The organism is Frankia sp. CeTa3Moorea (genome assembly GCF_978021225.1).
Genome location: NZ_CDXDOR010000005.1, coordinates 16,979 through 33,974 on the forward strand (window position 1 = coordinate 16,979; position 16,996 = coordinate 33,974).

At 69.2% G+C, this 16,996-nt stretch carries 15 protein-coding genes and 1 pseudogene; 10 read left to right on the top strand and 6 right to left on the bottom strand.

Going from position 1 to position 16,996, the window contains the following annotated elements:
* Positions 1–158, top strand: a 158-nt coding sequence (locus AC08OV_RS01970; protein ID WP_476619180.1) for an HU family DNA-binding protein, incomplete at its 5' end; no start/stop codon positions are given.
* 21 nt (positions 159–179) lie between these two features.
* Here AC08OV_RS01970 and AC08OV_RS01975 read toward each other — a convergent pair.
* A complete protein-coding gene (locus AC08OV_RS01975; protein WP_476614799.1) occupies positions 180–2,381 on the bottom strand; it encodes an RNA degradosome polyphosphate kinase in 2,202 nt (733 codons plus the stop codon).
* Positions 2,382–2,695: 314 nt separating this feature from the next.
* Between AC08OV_RS01975 and AC08OV_RS01980 the strand changes: the two genes are divergently transcribed.
* The gene (locus AC08OV_RS01980) at positions 2,696–5,140 is read left to right on the top strand and encodes a putative bifunctional diguanylate cyclase/phosphodiesterase (protein ID WP_476619172.1); all 2,445 of its coding nucleotides are present in this window, start codon (positions 2,696–2,698) and stop codon (positions 5,138–5,140) included.
* Positions 5,141–5,226: 86 nt separating this feature from the next.
* Here the strand turns inward: AC08OV_RS01980 and cofC are convergent.
* A pseudogene (cofC, locus tag AC08OV_RS01985) lies at positions 5,227–6,141 on the bottom strand (2-phospho-L-lactate guanylyltransferase); the annotation flags it as partial.
* 54 nt (positions 6,142–6,195) lie between these two features.
* Here cofC and AC08OV_RS01990 point away from each other — a divergent pair.
* Entirely contained in the window at positions 6,196–7,206 is a 1,011-nt protein-coding gene (locus tag AC08OV_RS01990; protein ID WP_476612970.1) for an NAD(P)H-dependent glycerol-3-phosphate dehydrogenase, read from the top strand.
* Positions 7,207–7,260: 54 nt separating this feature from the next.
* On the opposite strand, the gene murA is transcribed toward AC08OV_RS01990, so the two are convergent.
* The gene (gene murA, locus AC08OV_RS01995) at positions 7,261–8,643 is read right to left on the bottom strand and encodes a UDP-N-acetylglucosamine 1-carboxyvinyltransferase (protein WP_476612971.1); all 1,383 of its coding nucleotides are present in this window, start codon (positions 8,641–8,643) and stop codon (positions 7,261–7,263) included.
* Positions 8,644–8,752: 109 nt separating this feature from the next.
* Positions 8,753–9,586, bottom strand: coding sequence for a bifunctional hydroxymethylpyrimidine kinase/phosphomethylpyrimidine kinase (gene thiD, locus AC08OV_RS02000; protein WP_476591571.1), 834 nt, complete (start codon positions 9,584–9,586; stop codon positions 8,753–8,755).
* Between the two features lie 247 nt (positions 9,587–9,833).
* Here thiD and AC08OV_RS02005 point away from each other — a divergent pair, with 247 nt between their 5' ends.
* Both AC08OV_RS02005 and AC08OV_RS02010 read left to right on the top strand, forming a co-directional pair.
* A complete protein-coding gene (locus AC08OV_RS02005) occupies positions 9,834–10,067 on the top strand; it encodes an Lrp/AsnC family transcriptional regulator (RefSeq protein WP_011437987.1) in 234 nt (77 codons plus the stop codon).
* Between the two features lie 164 nt (positions 10,068–10,231).
* Positions 10,232–10,681: a DUF3515 family protein gene (locus tag AC08OV_RS02010; RefSeq protein WP_476612972.1), complete on the top strand. Its 450-nt coding sequence runs from the start codon at positions 10,232–10,234 to the stop codon at positions 10,679–10,681.
* Positions 10,682–10,792: 111 nt separating this feature from the next.
* Here AC08OV_RS02010 and AC08OV_RS02015 read toward each other — a convergent pair whose 3' ends face one another.
* Both AC08OV_RS02015 and rpmB read right to left on the bottom strand, forming a co-directional pair.
* Positions 10,793–11,944, bottom strand: a complete 1,152-nt coding sequence (locus tag AC08OV_RS02015) for a D-alanine--D-alanine ligase family protein (protein ID WP_476612973.1) — start codon at positions 11,942–11,944, stop codon at positions 10,793–10,795.
* A 137-nt stretch (positions 11,945–12,081) separates the two neighbouring features.
* Complete coding sequence (gene rpmB / locus AC08OV_RS02020; protein WP_011437984.1) at positions 12,082–12,270, bottom strand: 50S ribosomal protein L28; 189 nt, start codon at positions 12,268–12,270, stop codon at positions 12,082–12,084.
* Positions 12,271–12,516: 246 nt separating this feature from the next.
* Between rpmB and recG the strand changes: the two genes are divergently transcribed.
* The 5 genes from recG to rpmF all read left to right on the top strand — a co-directional run bounded on the left by recG (position 12,517) and on the right by rpmF (position 16,996).
* Positions 12,517–14,712, top strand: coding sequence for an ATP-dependent DNA helicase RecG (recG, locus tag AC08OV_RS02025; protein WP_476612984.1), 2,196 nt, complete (start codon positions 12,517–12,519; stop codon positions 14,710–14,712).
* 12 nt (positions 14,713–14,724) lie between these two features.
* Positions 14,725–15,282, top strand: a complete 558-nt coding sequence (gene rsmD, locus AC08OV_RS02030; RefSeq protein WP_476612974.1) for a 16S rRNA (guanine(966)-N(2))-methyltransferase RsmD — start codon at positions 14,725–14,727, stop codon at positions 15,280–15,282.
* Positions 15,279–15,767 carry a pantetheine-phosphate adenylyltransferase gene (gene coaD / locus AC08OV_RS02035; protein ID WP_011437981.1) on the top strand — a complete coding sequence of 163 codons (489 nt, stop codon included), beginning with the start codon at positions 15,279–15,281 and terminating at the stop codon, positions 15,765–15,767. The genes rsmD and coaD overlap by 4 nt, the downstream gene beginning before the upstream one ends.
* A 447-nt stretch (positions 15,768–16,214) precedes the next feature.
* Positions 16,215–16,826, top strand: a complete 612-nt coding sequence (locus AC08OV_RS02040; RefSeq protein WP_476612975.1) for a YceD family protein — start codon at positions 16,215–16,217, stop codon at positions 16,824–16,826.
* Positions 16,826–16,996, top strand: a complete 171-nt coding sequence (gene rpmF, locus AC08OV_RS02045; protein ID WP_476612976.1) for a 50S ribosomal protein L32 — start codon at positions 16,826–16,828, stop codon at positions 16,994–16,996. The genes AC08OV_RS02040 and rpmF overlap by 1 nt, the downstream gene beginning before the upstream one ends.

Below are 16,996 nucleotides of genomic sequence, written 5' to 3' on the forward strand. Positions count from 1 at the left end.
CCATCACCGGCTTCGGCGTGTTCGAGCGGGTGGAACGTGCCGCCCGCACGGGTCGTAACCCGGCGACGGGTGAGCCCGTGCACGTCGCTGCCTCGGTCGTGCCGAAGTTCCGGCCCGGCTCCGAGTTCAAGTCGAGCGTCTCGGCGAGCAACGACTGACCATCGGTGCGGGCGCCGGGCTTACCGGTGCCCGCGCCGCATGGCGTCGGCCAGCAGGTCGTGCTGGTAGTCCGACAGGCGAACGTCGTCCGGCCCGGTCGTGCGTCGTTCCCAGTGGCCGTCGGACTGCAGCACCCAGGCGGACACCTCGTCGGAGAACGCGTGGTCGAGCATCTGCCGCAGGGTGTCTCGCCGGTCCGGGTGCGGGACGCGCACGAGTGCCTCGATACGACGGTCGAGATTGCGGTGCATCATGTCCGCACTGCCGATCCAGAACTCGCCGGACGAGGTGAACTCGAGGACCCGGCTGTGCTCCAGGAACCGCCCCAGGATCGAACGCACGTGGACCGTCTCCGACAGGCCCGGCACTCCGGGCCGTAGGGCGCAGATCCCGCGGACCAGGCAGTGCACGGGTACCCCGGCGATGGAGGCGTGATACAGGGCGTCGATCACCTGCTCGTCGACGAGGCTGTTGACCTTGATGCGGATCCCGGATTCCCGGCCCTCCCGGGCAGCCTGGGCCTCGGCTTCGATCCGCTGCAGGATGCCGTCCCGCATGTGCTGCGGGGCGACCAGCAGCGAGCGGTACTCCGTCTGCCGGCTGTAGCCGGTGAGGACGTTGAACAGGTCGGTGAGATCCGCGCCCACGTCCGGGTCGGCGGTCAGCAGCCCGAGGTCCTCGTAGAGCCGAGCGGTCTTGGGGTTGTAGTTGCCGGTACCCACATGGCAGTAGCGGCGCAGGCCGCCGTGTTCCTGGCGTACCACGAGGCAGGTCTTGCAGTGGGTCTTCAGGCCGATGAGACCGTAGACCACGTGGCAGCCGGCCCGTTCCAGCTCGCGGGCCCAGCGGATGTTGGCGCTCTCGTCGAACCGGGCCTTGATCTCGACGAGGACGACGACCTGCTTCCCCGCCTCGGCCGCGGCGATGAGGGCATCCACGATGGGGGAGTCCCCGGACGTGCGATAGAGCGTCTGCTTGATGGCGAGAACATGCGGATCGGCCGCCGCCTGCTCGATGAACCGCTGGACGGACGTGGTGAACGAGTCGTACGGGTGGTGGACGAGGACATCGCCTTCCCGGAGCACGCTGAAGAAGTCCGGTGTCTCGCCCTCATCGGTCGTCAGCCGCGGATGTGTGATCGGGACCCGCGGCGTATCCCTCAGCTCCGGGCGGTCGAGGTCGTAGAGAGCCCACAGGGTCGACAGGTCGAGCAGGCCGGCGACCCGATGTACCTCGCGTTCGGTGATCTCCAGCTCCCGCATCAGCAGGATGAGCAAATCATCATCGATGTCGGCGTCCACCTCCAGGCGGACGGCGGGACCGAACCGGCGCCGGGCGAGCTCGCGCTCCAGGGCCTGGAGCAGATCCTCCGCCTCGTCCTCCTCGACCTCGAGGTCGGCGTTGCGGGTGACCCGGAACAGATGGGAGTCGATCACTTCCATGCCCGGGAACAGCTGGGAGAGATGGGCGGCGATCACTTCCTCCAGCGGGACGAAGCATGCGCTCGCCTGGGGGGCCAAGCCCCCCGGGACACCGGTCGTGCCCGTGGGCTCCACCGCCACGGGGATCAGCCGAGGAACGTTCTGGGGCACCTTCACCCGGGCGAAGCGGTCGACCTCCCCGCCCGGCTCACGGACCTGGACGGCCAGATTGAGCGACAGCCCGCTGATGTAGGGGAAGGGATGCGCCGGATCGACGGCGAGGGGGGTGAGCACCGGGAAGATCTGCTCGTGGAAATAGTGGTGCAGCTGATCACGCTGGGTCTCGGTCAGCTGGGACCAGAACCGGATGCTGATCCCGGCATGGGCCAGCGACGGCCCCACCTCGTCGGTGAAGCACCGCGAATGCCGCTGGGCGAGCTCGGCCGTCATCTTGCTGATGAGATCGAGTTGTTCCCGGGAGGTCAGCCCGTCGGCGGAACGGACGGCCAGTCCCGTCGCCTCGCGTCGCATCAGCCCCGCGACCCGGACCATGAAGAACTCATCCAGGTTGCTGGCGAAGATCGCCAGGAACTTCGCGCGCTCCAGCAGGGGCGTGGACACGTCCTCGGCGAGCGCGAGGACCCGGGCGTTGAAGTCGAGCCAGGACGCCTCCCGGTTGATGAAGCGGCCGGCGGGCAGGTCGGACGGCGCCGGCTGGCGCGGCGCCTCCAGAGGCTCGAGCAGGCCACTGCGGGCCTTGCGCTGAGGCTGTTCAGGATGGGTCGCCAGCAGCTCGCTCATGCCTGTAGATGGTGCCAGCCCCCGATGGACTCGGCAGCGTCGATCCGGCATCTCTGGCAGCGGGGGCCGGATGGGACCCGTATCGCCGGTCTGACCCCGATCCGGACGCTGGCAGAGACCGCGCGGCACGCGAGGTATCCGCCTACTCTTTGTGATATAGCGATCACGCGTTACGGTTCCGAGGGGCGCCGTCGCGCTCGTTTGTATCTTGTCGTGATGTAGCCGGCCGTTTCCGTGGTCCGGTCGGATCCCTCTGCCCCAGGTGGCCGACTGCCCCAGGCGGCCGGCGCAGGGGGAGGAGGACGGGACGAGGGATGCTCGTCGACGCCGCCGCGATCGCCGCGGGCCTGACCGCGACACTAAGTTGTGCCCGGGCCGGTCGCCGTCTCGGTCGAGTACGGGGCCGCTGGCTGGTATGGCTGTCCTTCGCGCTGACGACCTGGACGGTCGGACAGGCCGGATGGATGCTGCACCGCTGGGATGGGGCATCGGTCGGAGGGCGGACCGCGACGGATGCCGGGTATCTCACCGACGCCGGCCAACTCGCCATGCCGGTCCTCGCGCTCGCCGCCTTCGCGGCTGTTCCCGCGGGTCGGGCGCGTCGATCACGACCGCGCGCGGGCGTGCTGGCGCCGGCAGGGATGGCTGGCCTCGCTGGGGGCACCAACCGCTGGCCGCCGAGTTCCCCGCGGCTCACCCGCGTCGCCGGGGCGGGCGGCGAGGGGGCGGGCGCCGCCTATCCGCGCGCCAGTCCGGCCACCGCGTTCGACGAGGTCATACTCGGCAACTCCCTGTTCCTGCTCGCCTGGTCCGGGGTGCTCGCCGGGATCGACGAAGTGGACTCCTCCCGCCCGCCGCAGCCGGTGGAGCATCTCCTCGCGGTTGCGCATCCGATCGTCGTGCTTCTGCTGATCCTCGCATTCCTGCACGTGGCAGGCTTCCGGCAGCCGGTGGATCTGCCCGCCATCGCGATCGCCGGAACCGGACTGGTGTGCCTCGCGGTCGTCGGCGTGTGGATCGTTCAGCTCGACGACGGTGATCCCACGATGACGGGTTCCTGCTCGGTCGCCGGTGCCCTGTTGATCGTTCTTGCGGCATCGCGTGCCGGCCGGGAGGACGGCCGGGAGAACGGCCGCCGGCCCCGCCGATGGCCTGTTCGCGGCGAACTGCTCGGATGGCTGTGGCCGGCGGTACCCTATGTCGCCGCGGCCGTGGTCGCGGCGCTTCTGCTGGGGCGGGCCCACGGCGGAGTCGTTCTCGATCCGATCGAGATCATCGGGGGTGCGACGCTCGTCCTCACCGTCCTCGTCCGGCAGCTGACGACCCTGCGGGCGAGCCAGCGGTTGGCGAGCCGGGTCTGCGAGGCCGAACACGAGGTGCGGCACTGGACATCCCATGACCCGTTGACCGAGCTGGCCAACCGCACCCTGTTCCAGCAGCGGCTCACCGACGCCCTCGCCGCGAGCCGCCACGACGGCCGTGACGTGGCCGTCCTGTACTGCGACCTCGACGACTTCCGGGTCGTCAACGACAGCCTCGGGCACGCCGCGGGTGATCATCTCCTGCGCGCGGTCGGGCAACGGCTACGACACTGCGTAGGCACGTCGGACACTGTGGCGAGGCTCGGCTCCGACGAGTTCGCCGTGCTGTTGGACGGTGGGCGGGAACTGCCCGAGACCGTTGCCGAACGGGTCCTGGCCGCGCTGCGCCAGCCGGCGCCGGCCGCCGGTCACCTCTGGCCGGTCCGCGGGAGTGTGGGGCTGGTCGTCGCGCGTCGGACCCAGGAGACCACCGAGGCGCTGCTCCGGCGGGCCGACACAGCCGTCCACACGGCAAAACGAACGGGAAAGAACCGTCTGGTGGTCTACCGGCCCGGGCTGTGCCCGCCCAGCGCCGGCACGCACCTCGCCGACGCCCTCGCCACCGCCCTGCGCAGGGGAGGACGGTCGGCCGGCTTCGACGTGCACTATCAGCCCATCGTGCGGCTGCGCGATCGCAGTCCGGTCGCCTTGGAGGCGCTCGCCCGATGGACGGAGCCGGGGCGTGGACCGGTGCCACCGGGCACCTTTGTTGCGGCCGCGGAGGACGGCGGCATCGTCGGCGCCCTCGACGACATGGTCCTCACCCAGGCCTGCGCGGAGGTCGCCGTGGCGTACCCGGCCTCGGCACTGCGGCTGCACGTGAACGTCTCAGCCAGCAGGGTTGCCGACACCACGCTGCTCGACAGCGTCGCCCAGGCGCTGGCGGCCAGTCGGTTCGACCCGGGCAGGCTGGTGGTCGAGATCACCGAAACGAGCCGGATCGACGATCTGCGCGGCGCACGCGAGGTGCTGAACGAGGTTCGTGCGCTGGGGGTGGCGGTCGCGCTCGACGACGTCGGTGCCGGCCACAGCACATTGGCCGCCCTCCATCAACTGCCGGTGGACGTCGTGAAGCTCGATCGGACGCTGCTCGAACTGCCCAGAGACGGACACCGGGTGGCGACGATGCGTCGATCGATGATCAGTCTCGCGCACGCCCTCGGTGCCGTCGTCGTGGCTGAGGGCATCGAGCGGGAAGGACAGATCGCCGAGCTCGAGGAGCTGGGTTGCGAGCTGGGTCAGGGATACTTCTTCGCCCGACCTGGTCCGCTCGCGTCGCTCACGATCCGGCGCTGGGTTCCGCCTACGATCCCCGGCGGTACGGACAGCCCTGGCTCCGCCGAGGTGCCCGGTTCGCCGCCGGGTTCGCCGGAGTCCTCCGCCGCGAGCGGGGAGTGATACCCGGCGGTCAGCGCCGCCCTGGTGGCCCAGCCCACCCCCAGGTCCCGGGCCTGCGCCAGATCCGCCAGCGTGTCGACGTCACGTCGCAGTCCCGGTACCGAGCCACCGAGGGTTCCCGTCAGATCCACCGCTCCGGAGCGACGGTGCGTGGCGTGACTATGCGGTCCGAATGCGGGCTGCAGGATGGCGCCGGCCGACGCGGTCAGCAGAACGGTTCCCGTTCCGGCCGCGTCGGCGAGAACCGCGCGACGGTGCTGGCTCGCCTCGGACAGCGCCTGATGCAGCTCGGGGGGGCGCAGCGCGGGAAGGTCGGCGGAGAGGGCAGCCACCGCACGGGTGGGCCAGCGGGCCGAGGCCAGCGCGGCGCCGTGCACCAGGGCGGGATTGAGACCTCGGTCGGGTTCGTCCGGAATCACGACGAGCCGAGCACCCCTCGCAGCCGGGGAAAGGTCCGGTTGATCTGCGCCGATATAGTGGAGATTGGGGAGAGCCGACAGAGCGTGGTCGGCCGTCTGATCGTTCGTCACGATCATCACGGCGCCGACCAGACTGGTCTCGGACTTAAGTACCGCCGTCACCGTGTCCAAGGCCATCGCAAGGGCCAGCCGGCTCCGGTCGGGGCGGTCCAGCCGGGTCTTCGCCCGGGTGAGGTTCTTCAGCGGCAGCACGACTGTCCAGGACACTCCGTTTCGTGGGAGCCACACGAAGGCGACCATAGGCCATGCCGACCCCGTGGTGCCCCGGGTCCTCCGGGCGCGGGCTGAACGCCGGAGCCGTGGCGCTTCCCCGGCAGGCGGCGCATCCTGCGTGGTACCCGTCAGATCGGCGTCTACGGTCAGAGTGAGGACGCGGCGGACGCGGCGGGATGCGAGGTGCGAGGTGTCCAGCCGGCCGGACGTCGGTACCATGCGCGCGATCCATCCGGAGGGCACAATTATTGTCGATTCCTGCCACAAGGTAGAAAACGCCTCGATCGGTGTCGCCTTCCTCGTACCCATCGTCGGGGTTGCGATCGCTCCCCGCGCTCGGCCGGACGTTTCCCGGGGGACGAGGTGAGACGGGCCGCGGTGCTTACGGCCGGGTCCTGGGGAAGCGTGTTCGCGAAGGTCCTCGCGGATGCCGGAGCGCGGGTCAACCTGGTCGCCCGTGACCCTGAGATCGTCCGGGCGGTCAACACCCGCCAGGTCAATCCGCGCTATCTGCCGGCGATCCAGCTGCCGGACCGGGTGCGCGCGATGTCCGACGCGGGGGAGGCGCTGGCCGGCGCGGAGTTCGTGGTGCTGGCCGTACCGTCTCAGGCGCTGCGCTCCGTCCTCGCGGGATGGGCGCCCCTGATTGGGCCCGACGCCGTCTACGTCAGCCTGATGAAGGGGGTGGAGGTGGGCAGCCAGTTGCGGATGAGCGAGGTCATCACGCAGGTCACGGGCGTGTCGCCGGACCGGATCGCGGTGGTGAGCGGTCCGAATCTGGCGCCCGAGATCGCCGCCGAGCAGCCGGCGGCGACTGTGATCGCCAGTACCTCGACGAGCACGGCGGAGGCCGTCCAGGCGGCGTGCTGGACGGCCTATTTCCGCCCCTACACCAACACCGACGTGATCGGCTGCGAGCTGGGCGGAGCGATCAAGAACGTCATCGCGCTGGCTGCCGGCATGCTGGAGGGAATGGGTTTCGGCACCAACAGCCTCGCCTCGTTGATGACGCGCGGCCTGGCCGAGACCCTCCGGCTCGGGGTCGCGCTGGGTGCCGATCCGATGACCTTCGCGGGACTGGCGGGACTGGGGGATCTCGTGGCGACCTGCGGCTCCCCGCTCTCGCGCAACCGCACCTTCGGCGAGAAACTCGGGCGTGGCCTCACGCTCGCGCAGGTGGAGGCCGAACAGCAGCAGGTCGCCGAGGGGGTGCGCTCCTGCCGCCCCCTGCTCGCCATGGCCGATGACCTGGGCGTCTCCATGCCGATCACCCGTCAGGTCGAACGGGTCCTCTATGAGGGTCTTCCTCCGATGGAGGCCGTCAAGGATCTGATGAGTCGGGAGCCGGGCCCGGAGTACCGGCTCCGTCTCTGACCTGCCCGCGCGCCTGGCCTGCCCGCGCCTGGCCCGGCAGCACCATCGTTCCGGTCAGGCCGGGGCGTGGTCGGTGCCGGGGGGCGAACCCACGGCCTGCGTGTCGATGAGCGCTCCGATCGAGCGCAACTTACCCACCGGGTCCTCGTAACCGCGTTCGAGGAAACGGGTCCCGCGGATGACGCTGGTGCCGTCGGCCACCAGCGCGGCCAGCACGTAGGCAAAGCCGGCGCGCAGGTCGGGGATCGCCAGATCACCGCCGGTGAGGGAGGTCGGCCCGCTCACGACCGCCGAATGCTCGAAGTCCCGGGACGCGAACCGGCAGGCCTTCCCGCCGAGGCACAGGGTCGACAGGGCGATGTCGGCGCCCATCTCGGCCAGCTGTCTGGTGTACCCGAACCGGTCCTCGTAGATCGTCTCGTGGATCACGGAGGCACCCCCGGCCTGGGTGAGCAGGACGACCAGGGGCTGCTGCCAGTCGGTCATGAACCCGGGGTGCACGTCGGTCTGCACATGTGACGCGGTCAACGGCCGGGCCCGGAAGAAGGTCATTCCCTGCGGGGTGACCTCGAACTCGCCGCCGAGCCGGCGGAGGTGGTTGAGGAAGGTCGCCAGATGTTCCTGGCGGGCACCGACCACCTCCACCCTGCCGTCGGTGGCCACCGCGGCCGAGGCGAAGGACGCCGCTTCGATGCGGTCGTGGATCGGGGCGTGGGTGGCTCCCCGCAGTGCGCCGACCCCCTGCACCACGATCGTGCGGTCGACTTCCACGTCGACGAGGGCGCCCATCTGCTGCAGGAACATGATGAGGTCGATGACCTCGGGTTCCACCGCCGCATTCGAGATGACGGTCGTACCCTGTGCCCGGACCGCGGCCAGGAGCAGGTTCTCGGTCGCGCCGACGCTCGGGAACGGCAGTGCGACATGGGTGCCGTGCAGACCCAGCGTCTTGACCTGGACGGAACGTATCTGCTCGACGATCTCTGCACCCATGGCACGCAGGCCGGCGAGGTGGAAGTCGACGGGGCGCTTGCCGATCCGGCAACCGCCGGGCAGCGGGATCACGGCTTCGCCGACGCGGTGCAGGAGCGGGCCCATCATCAGGATCGGTATCCGGTTGACCCCGGAGTAGGCCTCGGACAGCGACGCATCGATGATCTTTTCGGTAGCGAGTCGCACAGTGTGCTCGTCCAGCCACTCCACCTGAGTGCCGAGTTCGGCGAGCATGCCCAAGACCACGTCGACCTCGGCGATCCGAGGCACCCGGGTCAGGGTGCACGGCTCTGGCGTGAGGAGGGTGGCGACGAGCAGCTTGGTGACCGAGTTCTTAGCCCCGGACGCCTCGACCGAGCCGGTGAGCGGAGCACCGCCGACGATGCGGTACCATCGTCGGTCGGTACTGGTGGATGGTACCACTCCCGAGCTGTGCGCCCCCACGGGCTACCTCCACGGTGATGATGCGGATGCGTGACGTGCGTCAGGTCACGTGCGGCGGGGCGATTGAACCAGACGCCACCGGCGCGGCCCGAGCCCGACTCTCAGGCCGCTACCTACGGTGACGATAGCCATGGTCTACCGGGCCGATCCCCGCGCCGAGCGGAAAGCCGCTGGCCAGGGCGCCACTGACGTAGGCCTTGGCGGACTGTGCGGCCTCGGCGTGACCACGCCCCTGCGCCAGGTGCGCGGCGATCGCGGAGGCCAGCGTGCAGCCGGTGCCATGGGTGTGCCGCCGGTCCAGGCGGGGGCTTCGGAGGACGACCTCGGTGGTCCCGTCGGTGAGCAGGTCGACCGCGTCGCCGGGAAGATGCCCGCCCTTCACCAGCACCCAGCGCGGGCCCAGGGCGAGCATCGCCTCGGCGGCTCTGGGCAGGCCGGCGACGTCCCGCACCTCCACCCCGGTCAGCAGACGTACCTCGTCGAGGTTCGGTGTGGCGATGGTGGCACGGGGCATGAGCTCCGTACGGACCACCTCGACCGCCTCCGGGGCCAGCAGGGGGTCGCCGTGCTTGGAGACGCTGACCGGATCGACCACGACGGGCACGTCGAGCCGCGAGAGTTCGGCGGCGACCAACGAGACCAGTGCGGCGGAGGAGAGCATCCCCGTCTTCACCGCGTCGACCCCGATGTCCGCCACGACCGCTCTGATCTGGGCTCGGACCGCTTCCGGAGGGAGATCCCACACACCATGGACGCCCAGGGAATTCTGTGCCGTCACCGCGACGATCGCACTCATGCCGTGGACGCCGAGGGCGAGCATCGTCTTGAGATCCGCCTGGATGCCCGCGCCGCCGCCCGAATCCGATCCGGCGATCGTCAGTACGCGGGGCGGGGCGGGGCTCGGTCCCGGCGGCGGCTCGCTCCGGATACTCCGAGCGTTCACGTGTCTCCTATTCATCGCTCTGGGTAGCGTCGTCGTGGTTGCCATCACAACCGGGTACCGAGCCGACCAGCTGACCCCCACGATTGGGGTTCCGGATGAGGCCGGGCGACCCCTCGGTCGGTCGCCGCCGGCCGATCTGAGTAAATTCCTCGACCTCGGAGGCTCTCATCCGGGCCGTTTGCCTGTTACCTTCTGTCGGCCCGTAGTTCTGCTCGACGGGCTGTCGACGTCCGACGAGGGAGCGTCTGTGGTCCACGCGTACATCCTTATCCAGACCGAGGTCGGCAAGTCCTCCTCGGTTGCCAAGGAGATCGAGCAGATCCCCGGGGTCACTCAGGCCGAGGACGTCACCGGCCCCTATGACGTCATCGTCCGGGCGGAGGCGGCCACCGTCGACGACCTCGGGAAGATGGTCATGGCGAGAGTGCAGTCGGTCGACGGCATCACCCGCACGCTGACCTGCCCGGTTGTTCACTTCTGAGCTTCTCCGTCCCGACGTGGGTCAGGTCGGCTCCGGGACGGGGGGACCCGGTGACGCCGGTGGCGCGCCAGAATCGGGACATGGCCACCGGTGGTGAGCAAGCCGAGTGGGGCGGGCGCCCGGCACGGGGCAGGCGCCGGCCAGGGCGGTCATGTCGGTCTCCGGTGTTCGTCGCCTCGTGGGTCCTGCTCGCGCTGGTCGGATGCGGCGGTCCCGGATCGATCCGGCTGACCAACGTGCCGATTCCCGCGGAGTCGGCCCGCTCGTCGTGCGTGGACCTGGTCCACGACCTTCCCCCGTCGCTCGGGGACGACCTCGACCGCCGGGCACTGGACCCCCCGCAGACCACGGCAGCGGCCTACGGCGCGACGCCGGTGGTGCTCACCTGCGGCGCGTCGGGTCTTCCGGCAAGCTACCGTCCCGATGCGATCCTGTCCGTCGTCGACGATGTGGGGTGGTTTGCCGAGGACCTGGACGGGACGACGGTGCGCTATTCCACCCCGACGCGGCAGCCCCAGGTGGTTCTCATCCTGCCCGCCGACGTGCAGGCGTTCGAGGTACTCGTCTCGGTCGCCCCCGCCGTGCGGGCGCACAGCAGGTCGACGACATCCTGAGACGAGCTCCCGGCTATTCCGCCCGGCGGAACGCCTCTGTGCCGTCACGGGCCCGGGTGGCGTGAGGTGCCGGGTGGCGTGAGGTGCCGGGTGGCGTGAGGTGCCGGGCGGTCAGCGCAGCCCCGCTCCGTCGCGCAGGGCCAGCCTGACGAGCCGGTCCACCAACTGCGGATAGGTGACCCCGCTCGCCTCCCACATCCGCGGGAACATCGAGGTAGGGGTGAAACCGGGCATCGTGTTGACCTCGTTGATGATCACATGGTCGTCAGCCGTGACAAACATGTCAACCCGCGCGAGCCCGGCGCAGTCCAAGGCCTCGAATGCCGCGATTGCCACTCTCCGCACCTCCTCCCGTACCGCGTGGGGCAAATTGGCCGGGACGTCGAAGTGGGTGGCGTCGGACATGTACTTGGCCTCGAAGTCGTAGAAGCCGGCCGAAGACGTGACGATGATCTCGGCGGGCACGCTCGCCTCGGCACCGGGGCCGTCCAGAGTTCCGAGGACCCCGCACTCGATCTCGCGGCCGACGATCGCCGACTCCACCAGGACCTTGGGGTCGCTGGCGCGGGCTGCCTTGATCGCGGTGTCCAGGTCCGCCCAGGCATCGACCCGGCTGATCCCGATACTCGACCCGCCGCGCGCGGGCTTCACGAAGACGGGCAGCCCCAGCCGTTCCTGGTCGGCCCCGGTGAGCGTGTCACCGGCCCGCAGGACGGCGTAGGACCCGACGGGAAGGCCGGCGGCCCGCAGCAGTGCCTTCATGTGTTGCTTGTCCATGGCGGCCGCGCTGGCGAACACCCCGGAGCCTACGTAGGGCAGGCCGGCCATCTCCAGGAGGCCCTGGACCGTCCCATCCTCCCCGAAGGGGCCGTGGAGCAGCGGGAAGACCACGTCGATGTCCCCGAGAGCGTCGATGTCCCCGAGGGTGTCGCTGCTCCCGAGGGTGCTCCTGGCAGCGTTGAGGCCGCCGCGGGGGCGGCGCGGCAGCAGACCGGGCGTCGTCGGATCCGCGGCCAGGACGACGCTCTCACCGCGGGCCGCGACGACGGCGGGCAGCCGGTCTCCCGTCACCGCGAGGGCGGTCGGGTCGTCCGGCAGCATGACCCAGCGGCCATGCATGTCGATGCCGACCGGGACGACGTCGTAGACGTCACGATCCAGGGCTCGCAGTACGCCGCTGGCCGATACACAGGAGATCGCGTGCTCGGTGCTGCGGCCACCGAACAGGAGGGCGAGCCGAATCCGACGCCTGGAGCCTGCCATGCCGGGACACTAACGGATCGGCGTCGGTGACCGGCACCGTACCCGACGTGGATGTGGCCGTGCTCCGCCTCGACGTCCGCGGGAGGCCCGCGTCCGGTGTCGCCCCCTCCGGCCGGAGTAACGTCCGGCCGGAGGGCTCAGGCGCGAGAGACCTTGCCCGCCTTGATGCAGGAAGCGCAGACGTTCAGCCGCTTGGGGGTCCCGCCCACGACCGTGCGCACGGTCTGGATGTTGGGGTTCCACCGACGGCGCGTGCGTCGGTGGGAGTGGGAGACCGACATACCGAAGCCCGGCCCCTTGCCGCAGACGTCACACACCGAAGACACGAGAAACACTCCGTCGAAGTAGTAGCCGAAGTCGAAGTAGTACTGGTCCCGGTAGGCGTGCCCGGGACGTCAGGGGAGTCAGAACCAGGATCGTACGCAACCCGCAACCCGCAACCCCGACGGCGCCGCCCGGGGACGCACGTAGCGATGACCCGCTTGAGGTTACCCCACCTTCTGCGGTCCAGATGATGCGGCGGGAGCCGGTGGGTCTCGGTACTGTCGGTGGTCCGGTGCACTATCGGTGATGTGGTCGACCTCGACACGCCCCTGAAGGCTCTCGTCGGCGCGCGTGCCGCCGCCCTCTTGGCCGATGGCCTGGAGCTGAGGCTGGTTGGTGATCTGCTGGGGCACCTGCCCCGCCGGTACCACGAGAGAGGCGAGCTGACGGACCTCGCGGACCTCGTCGTCGGTGAGACGGTGACGGTCCAGGCCCGGGTCGAGAAGACAGAACGCCGCCCGATGCGCGGCACCCGGAAGTCGATGGTGCGCGTGACGGTGACGGACGGCCGGCATTCACTGTCGCTGACCTTCTTCAATCAGAGCTGGCGGGAGCGTGACCTCCGTCCCGGGACGACCGCGCTGTTCGCCGGCAAGGTCGACGAGTTCCGCGGGCGGCGTCAGCTGACCAACCCGGAGGTCCAGCTCCTCGAACCCGAGGAGAGCGGGGAAGCCGCCAGCGGTGCGCCGTTCGCGAACGCGCTGGTTCCGATCTACCCCGCCTCCGCCAAGGTGCCGAGCTGGACGCTGGCGAGGTGCGTCCGGCTGGCGTTGGACTCTCTCGATCCCGTCGAGGATCCGCTGCCGGACGATCTCCGCAGCCGGTACCGCCTGCCCGCTCTGGCCGAGGCCTTCCGGCTGGTTCACCAGCCCGCGAACCGTGGTGAGATCGCCTCCGGTCGTCGGCGCCTCACCTGGGATGAGGCTCTGGTGTTGCAGGTGGCGTTGGCCCAACGGCGTCGTGAGGTGGAGGCGATGGCGACGACACCCCGCCCGCAGCGTCCGGATGGTCTACTGACGGCGTTCGACGCCGCTCTGCCCTTCCCCCTCACGACGGGCCAGCGCGAGGTGGGGAAGACGATCGCGGCCGAGATCGGTCGGCCCGTTCCGATGCATCGCCTGCTGCAGGGAGAGGTGGGTTCGGGCAAGACACTGGTCGCCCTGCGGGCGATGCTCACCGTGGTCGACACGGGCGGCCAGGCGGTACTCCTGGCGCCCACCGAAACTCTTGCCGCTCAGCACAGCCGAAGCCTCCGGGAGATGCTCGGCGACCTGGCCCGGGCAGGAGAACTAGGAGCCGATCATCGGGCCACGCGGGTGACGCTGGTCACCGGATCGATGGGAGCGCGTGCGCGGCGGGAGGCTCTGGCGGAGATCGCAGACGGTTCCACCGGTCTGGTGGTCGGCACTCATGCCCTGCTGCACGATGAGGTGATCTTTAACGATCTTGGTCTGATCGTCGTTGACGAACAGCATCGTTTCGGCGTCGAACAGCGGGACACGCTGCGAGCGCGTGGACGACGTCCTCCCCACCTTCTTGTGATGACCGCGACGCCGATTCCCCGGACGGTCGCGATGACCGTGTTCGGTGATCTCGAAGTCTCCGAGCTCACTGAACTGCCGGCGGGACGCTCTCCTATCGGGACGTTCGTGGTGCCGGCGAGCCAGAGATCCTGGACGGATCGGATGTGGGGACGAATCCGCGACGAGGTGGCCGCCGGGCATCAGGCCTATGTCGTGTGTCCCCGGATCGGTGCGGGCGGGGAGGATGAGTGCGGGGAGGATGACCCCGCCGGATCCTCGGCGGCTGGTCCGGATCCGCGAGCGTCCCGACCAGCTGCGACAGTGTGTGAGGTGCTGCCCCTGCTGGTGGATGGCGATCTTGCGGATCTCAGGGTTGAACCACTGCACGGTCGTCTCGCCCCCGGGCAGCGGGAGGCCACCATGAACCGATTCGCGGCCGGCGAGGTCGACGTGCTGGTCGCCACCACCGTCATCGAGGTGGGAGTGAACGTACCGAACGCAACAGTGATGGTCGTCCTGGACGCGGACAGGTTCGGCGTGTCCCAGCTGCACCAGCTGCGCGGGAGGGTCGGCCGGGGCACCGCGCCCGGCTGGTGTCTTCTGCATACAGCGGCCGAGCCGGGATCCCCCGCCTGGGAGCGGCTCAGCGCGGTCGCCGCCACCAGCGACGGGGCGAAGCTGGCCCGTCTCGACCTCGCGCAGCGTCGGGAGGGCGATGTGCTTGGGGCCGCTCAGTCCGGCGGGCGACGATCCCTGAAGCTCCTGGAACTTCTTCGTGACGAGGACCTGATCCGCGACGCACGCGCGGAGGCCGGTCGCCTGGTTGACGACGACCCCGGGTTGGACCGGCATCCCGCGCTGCGCCGGCTGCTCGACGCGGTTCTTGACGACACCAGTGTCGCCTTCCTCGAGAAGGGATGACCGGGTGGCCCGATGACGCGCATCATCAGTGGGACCGCGGGTGGTCGGCGGCTCGTGGTTCCACCCGGGACAACCACCCGTCCGACCTCGGAACGTGCCCGTGAGGGATTGTTCAACACCTTGTCGACCTGCCTGGATCTGCGGGGCGCTCGGGTTGCCGATCTTTATGCCGGGTCTGGTGCGGTCGGTCTGGAAGCGCTGTCTCGGGGTGCCGCTCATGCCCTTCTCGTTGACCGCGATCCGGTCGTGATACGCACTCTGCGGCGGAACGTGACAGCGCTGGGACTGTCGGGCGCGAAGATCGTGCAAGCCGCGGTAGAGCGTGTGGTGCAGAACGCCTCGGGTAATCCCTACGACGTGGTTTTCCTCGATCCGCCGTACGCGATGCGCGACTCGGAACTCGGCGAAGTGCTGTCAAAGCTGCTGGCGGCCGCCTGGTTGACTGCGGACAGTGTCTGCGTTGTCGAAAGATCGCACCGCTCGGGCCCGGTCGCCTGGCCTGACGGGTTGTGTGCGCTGCGCGACCGGAGGTACGGGGAGGGCGCTCTCTGGTACGGTATTCGATCATGAGGAGGGCAGCCTGTCCCGGTTCATTTGATCCGATCACCAACGGTCATCTCGACATCATCGTCCGAGCGAGCAGACTCTTCGATGAGGTCGTGGTCGCCGTATCGATCAACAAGAACAAAGTCACCTTGTTCACCGTCGACGAGCGGATGGAGCTCATCAGGGAGGCCCTGCGTGATCATCCGATGGCGCCGTCCAACGTCCTGGTGGATGCGTCCCACGGGCTGATCGTCGATTTTTGTCGGAGTAGGGGTATCCAGTCGATCGTCAAAGGACTGCGTGCGGTCAGCGACTTCGACTATGAGCTTCAGATGGCGCAGATGAACAATTCGCTTGCGGGCGTGGAGACTCTTTTCATGAGTACGAACCCGCAATACGCTTTTTTGTCCTCCAGTCTGGTGAAGGAGGTCGCGCGTTACGGGGGTGATGTGTCGGGGCTGGTACCCGATGTGGTACTCAAACAGCTCCGTGAGCGTCTCGCTCAGTAACTCCCGCCGGGTGGGTAGCCGCCGACCGACTTCCGCCGGGCTCTCCCGCCGTTCCCGACCGTCCGGGCTCCGGGCCGGTCGCGGGGGGGGTGAGCGGTGCCCGAGTGGGTTCCTGGGCGGAGGTCCGCCGCCCGCCGGGCTCGGGTGCCCGGAGATCTCGGCAGCCTGATCGGATCGTCCGCGGCGCCGATCGGATAGGCTAGGACCGCAGTAGCTGACCGGCTCGGTAGTTAGCCGGCTCGGTAGTTAGCCGGCTCGCAGTAGCTGACTGGCTGGAGTCTGTTCGTCGATCCTCTGGGAGGGTCCAGGCCTCTGGGAGGGTCCAGGGTGCCGTCGACGTCGGGCCGTCTCCGTCGTCAGCGACGCCGGGTAGCTATACCACCACGAAGGCCCTGTTTCGGCCGGGCTTTTCCTGACATTGACGTAGATGTGAATTTGACTGCCGCCATGACTGGATCCCACTCTCGCCGTCGGACCCCGAAGGGTCCCCTTGTGCTGGACACCCGTGAGCTCGGTCGGCGGCCCGGGTCGATGCGGCTTGTCCGGGCGGAGGCGGAACTTCCCGCCGGTCTCGGAACCGAGATGATGTGGGTGCCGGCTGGCGCGAGCGCCACCTTGGACCTGCGTCTCGAATCGGTGATCGAGGGTGTTCTGGTCAGCGGGACCGTCGTGGCGCCGCTTCGGGGTGAATGTGCGCGCTGCCTGGACGACGTGTCCGAGGCCAGCATGGTCGAGTTTCGCGAGCTGTTCTACTACCCTGACCGAGCCGCGGACCTGGGTGACGACGAAGACGCTCGGGTACTAATCGATGATCATGCGGACATCGAGCCCGTGGTGCGGGATGCCCTGGTGCTCAACCTTCCGCTGTCACCCATCTGCCGCCCGGACTGTGCGGGACTCTGCGTGGACTGCGGGGTGCGTCTCGACGATGTCGAGCCTGGACATTCCCATGCGCGATCCGACCCGAGATGGGCGGCGCTGTCCGCGCTGGCCGACAGCGGAGCAACGGGAACCGAGAAGGGTCGCACCGACCCTCATGAGAGCAAGGAGAAGGAATAGTGGCCGTCCCGAAGCGGCGCACCTCGCGCAGCAACACCCGGTCCCGGCGTTCGCAGTGGAAGGCCAAGGTGCCGGCCCTCGCAAAGTGCTCGCGGGGGCACGTGATCCGGCCGCACACCGTCTGTGGCACGTGCGGCCGGTACAACGACCGTCAGGTGCTTGACGTCTGA

Bases quoted from the DNA above. Each gene is read 5' to 3' on its own strand.
- AC08OV_RS02015 (WP_476612973.1), bottom strand. From the start codon at position 11,944: ATGGCAGGCTCCAGGCGTCGGATTCGGCTCGCCCTCCTGTTCGGTGGC.
- AC08OV_RS01975 (WP_476614799.1), bottom strand. From the start codon at position 2,381: ATGAGCGAGCTGCTGGCGACCCATCCTGAACAGCCTCAGCGCAAGGCC.
- coaD (WP_011437981.1), top strand. From the start codon at position 15,279: ATGAGGAGGGCAGCCTGTCCCGGTTCATTTGATCCGATCACCAACGGT.
- AC08OV_RS01980 (WP_476619172.1), top strand. From the start codon at position 2,696: ATGCTCGTCGACGCCGCCGCGATCGCCGCGGGCCTGACCGCGACACTA.
- AC08OV_RS02040 (WP_476612975.1), top strand. From the start codon at position 16,215: ATGACTGGATCCCACTCTCGCCGTCGGACCCCGAAGGGTCCCCTTGTG.
- rsmD (WP_476612974.1), top strand. From the start codon at position 14,725: ATGACGCGCATCATCAGTGGGACCGCGGGTGGTCGGCGGCTCGTGGTT.